The sequence below is a fragment of the Streptomyces sp. NPDC034111 genome (assembly GCF_055575375.1).
In genome coordinates, this window is record NZ_JBVIST010000043.1 from 1 (window position 1) to 4,493 (window position 4,493).

1 protein-coding gene is annotated in these 4,493 nt (G+C 72.5%); it reads right to left on the minus strand.

The window, feature by feature from the left end; translation table 11 throughout:
* Positions 1 to 4,493, minus strand: a 4,493-nt coding sequence (locus ACZ55A_RS37055; protein ID WP_468849494.1) for a type I polyketide synthase, incomplete at both ends; no start/stop codon positions are given.

Here is a 4,493-nt window from a genome sequence, read left to right on the forward strand (position 1 = left end):
GCGAAGGTGTCGTTGGTGGCGAGGAGGTCGGTGGCCATGCCTTGCCATTGGGAGCCTTGGCCGGGGAAGACGAAGACGGGGTCGGTGAGGGTGGGTCCGGTGTGGGTGTGGGTGTTGGGGGTGGGGTTGTGCAGGGTGCGTAGGGCGGTGGCGAGTTCGCTGTGGGTGGTGCCGACGATGGCTGCGCGGTGCTCGAAGACGGTGCGGGAAGCGAGGGTGCGGGTGAGGTGGGGGAGGGGGACGTCTGGGTGTTGGTCGAGGAAGGTCGCCAGCCGTTCCGCTTGTGCGTGGAGTGCTTGTTGATCGCGGGCTGAGAGCACCAGGGGCAGGACACCGTCATCGCCACCACCCCCCTCCAGCGGCAGCATGCCGTCATCCGTTTCCGCACCGGGCGGCGTCACCACGGGCTCGTCCGGCGCCTCCTCCAGGATCAGATGGGCATTGGTCCCGCTGATGCCGAAGGAGGACACCCCGGCCCGGCGGCGTCCGTGCGCATCCGGCCAGGGCTCCTGCTCGGTGAGCAGTTCCACAGCGCCGGCGGTCCAGTCGACGTGGGGGGACGGCTCATCGACGTGCAGGGTGCGGGGGAGGACACCGTGGCGCATGGCCTGCACCATCTTGATCACTCCGGCCACCCCGGCCGCAGCCTGGGTGTGCCCGATGTTCGACTTCACCGAACCCAGCCACAACGGCCGGCCCTCCGGCCGGTCCTGACCGTACGTCGCCAGCAGGGCCTGCGCCTCGATCGGGTCACCCAGCGTCGTCCCCGTCCCGTGCGCCTCGACCGCGTCGACGTCGGCGGCCGACAGGCCGGCGTGGGCCAGGGCGGCGCGGATGACGCGCTGCTGGGCAAGGCCGTTCGGGGCGGTCAGCCCGTTGGAGGCACCGTCCTGATTGACCGCGGAACCACGGATCACCGCCAGCACCGGATGCCCGTTGCGCCGTGCGTCGGACAACCGCTCCAGCAGCACCAACCCCACACCCTCGCCCCACCCGGTGCCGTCCGCCGCCGCGGCGAACGACTTGCACCGGCCGTCGGGGGACATGGCGCGCTGGGTGCTGAACGCGGTGAAGGTACCGGGAGTCGCGATGACGGTCGCACCGCCGGCCAGTGCCAGAGTGCACTCACCCTGCCGCAGCGACTGCGCCGCCAGATGAAGGGAAACCAGCGAGGACGAGCACGCCGTGTCCACCGTGACCGCGGGACCCTGCATTCCCAGGAAGTAGGCCAGCCGGCCCGAGACCAGGCTGAGCGCGTTGCCCGTCAACAGCATGCCGTCCAGGCCCTCCGGCGCCTCGTGCAGCAGGGTGGAGCCGTACTCCTGCGCCATGGCACCGACGAACACACCGGTCGTGCTGCCCTTGAGGGACGTCGGCTCGACGCCCGCGCGTTCGAAGGTCTCCCAGGCCGTCTCCAGCAGCAGCCGCTGCTGCGGGTCCATCGCCAGCGCCTCCCGCGGCGAGATCCCGAAGAACGCCGCGTCGAACCGGCCGGCGTCGTCCAGGAACGCGCCCTCCCGCGCGTAGGAGGTGCCGGGCTTGTCGGGGTCCGGGTCGTACAGTGCGTCCAGGTCCCAGCCGCGGTCGGAGGGGAAGCCGGTCACGGCGTCGGTCTCCGAGGCCACCAGGTCCCACAGCCCCTGCGGCGAGGTGACGCCTCCGGGGTAGCGGCAGCCCATGCCGACGATCGCGATCATGTCCTCGTCGTCCGACCCTGGTACGCCCCCAACGGGCGTCTCCGCAGCGGCAGACGAGGAGGTTCCGCTCCAGGTTTCCAGGAGGTGCCCGGCGAGGCTTTCGGCCGTCGGATGGTCGAAGACGACCGTCGGTGCGAGCCGCAAACCGGTGAGTTCGTTGAGGCGGTTGCGCAGATCCACCGCGGTCAGCGAGTCGAACCCGAGGTCCTTGAAGACACCGTCGGACGGCACCGCCGCCGCGGACTCGTGTCCCAGCACCGTCGCGGCATGCGTGCGGACCAGGTCGAGCAGCGCCCGCTTCGCCTCCGCCGTCGAAAGCCGCGCCAGCCACTCCCCGGCGACGCCCTCATCCGACCCGGCACCCCCGGCCGCCGTACGCCTGGCGCGGGTCCGCACGAGTTCACGCAGCAAGGGGGGAACGGTGCCGGAGCGCCGGCGCAGCGTCCCGAAATCGAGCCGTGCGGCCACGTAGGCCGCCCCGTCGCGGGCGACGGCGGCATCGAACAGGGCCGCCCCCTGCTCGGCCGACAGGGCCCGTACACCGTTGCGCGCGATCCGGCGCAGATCGGTGTCGCCCAGGTGTGCGGTCAGGCCGCCGTCCTCCCACAGCCCCCAGGCCACCGTCGTGGCAGGCAGGCCGAGGGCACGACGGTGCAGACTCAGCGCGTCGAGGAAGGCGTTGGCCGCCGCGTAGTTGGCCTGTCCCGGCCCGCCAAGGACACCGGCGACCGAGGAGAACAGCACGAACTGCGCCAGGTCCGCATCCCGGGTCAGCTCGTGCAGATGCACCGCTGCATCAACCTTGGGCCGCATCACGGTGTCCATCCGCTGCGGCGTCAGCGCCGGAACCATGGCATCGTCCAGTACTCCCGCCGTGTGCACCACGGCGGTCAGCGGGCGGTCCAGCCCGGCGAGCACCGCGGCCAGCGCCTCGCGGTCCGCCACATCGCACGCCACGACCGAGACGCTCGCCCCGTACGAGGCCAGCTCCGCCTCCAATGCGGCGGCGCCCGGCGCCCGGGGGCCGCTCCTGCTCAGCAACAGCAGATGACGCGCACCGTGCGCGGTGACCAGATGCGTGGCCAGGATCTTCCCGAGTCCTCCGGTGCCGCCGGTCACCACGACGACCCCTTCGGGATCAAGGCCCGCGGCCGGGCGTACCGCCGGGTCGGAGGCACGTGCCAGCCGGGGAACCAGGAACGTGCCTGCGCGTACCGCGAGTTGCGGCTCGTCCGCAGCGACGGCCGCCGGCAGAGCCGCGGCGTCCTCCGCGGACGTACCGGGCTCCAGGTCGACCAGGATGATGCGCCCCGGATGCTCGGCCTGGGCCGCCCGCACCAGTCCCCACACCGGAGCCCCGGCGAGGTCGGAGGCCTCGGCATCGGAGCCCGCCGCGACCGCCCCGCGTGTGACCACGACCAGACGGGTCGCCTCGAAACGCGCGTCGTCCAGCCAGGCCTGGAGGCCGGACAGGGCCCGGTGCGCGGCCCTGCGGGCCGCTTCGGCCTGCCCGACGGCATCTTCCTGCACGGGCGGGCAGGAGAGGAGCACCACGTCGGTGGCCGGTGCCTCATTGCCGGACTGTGCGCCGTCCACCGTCCTCGGCACGTCCTCCAGCCGGTCATGGTCCTGTACGTCGAGGCCCGCGGCCCCCAGCGCGCGGGCCAGCTCCGCGGCGTCGGAGCCCACCACGGACCAGCGTCCGGCCGCGGGGGCCGCCGGCGCCGGTGGGGACAGCGGTATCCAGTCCGTCCGGAAAAGCGACTGCCGTACCAGCTGGGCGACCGGTGCCTCCGTTCCGTCCGCCATCGGGCGGGTCCTCATCGCCGCCACCGAGAGGACGGGCATCCCCGCCGGATCCACGGCGAACAGCGACACGCCCTCCTCACCCGACCACGTCAGACGCACCCGCAGCGTGGTCGCGCCCGATGCGAACAGCCGCACGGAGTGCCAGGAGAAGGGCAGCCGCAGCCCTTCGGAGCCCGAGTCCATCAGCGTGGTGAGGATGTCCGGATGCAGTGCCGAGTCCAGCAGCCCCGGATGCACGCCCCAGTCCGCCGCGGAGCCCTCCTCCGCGAGCGCGACCTCGGCGAACACCTCGTCGCCCCGGCGCCACATGGCCCGCAGTCCCCGGAAGAGCGGTCCGTATCCGTAGCCCGCGTCCCGCAGCTGCTCGTAGGCCCCCTCCAGGGGTACGGCTTCCGCACCCCGAGGCGGCCACAGGGCCAGAGCGTCCGCCGTGGCCGTCGCGCCCTGCTCGTCCGGCCGCTCCGGCCGCAGGAATCCGCTCGCGTGCCGCAGCCACACCGGTTCCTCCCCGGCGGCGGTCTCCGCGGCGTCCTGCGGTGCGGAGTGGAGGCTCACCGAACGACGTCCCGACGGATCCGGCGCACCCACCACGACCTGGAGACTCATCGCTTCCTCAGCGGCGAGGACCATCGGGGCCTCCAACACCAGCTCCTCCAGGACGGAACAGCCGACCTCGTCCCCGGCGCGGATCGCCGCCTCGACGAAGGCAGTTCCGGGGAAGAGGACGGAACCATGCACCTCGTGGTCGGCGAGCCAGGGATGTGCCGCCCTGGACACCCGACCGGTCAGCACCAGACCGTCCGCGTCCGCCGGGTGGACCGCCGCGCCCAGCAATGGATGCGTGACCAGCCGCTGTCCCACCGATTCCGGGTCGCCACCGGCCGGAACGCTGTTCAGCCAGTGGTGGTGGCCTTGGAAGGGGTAGGTGGGGAGGTTGGGGTGGGGTGGGGTGGTGGGGGTGTGGTGGAGGGGGATGCCGTGGGTGTA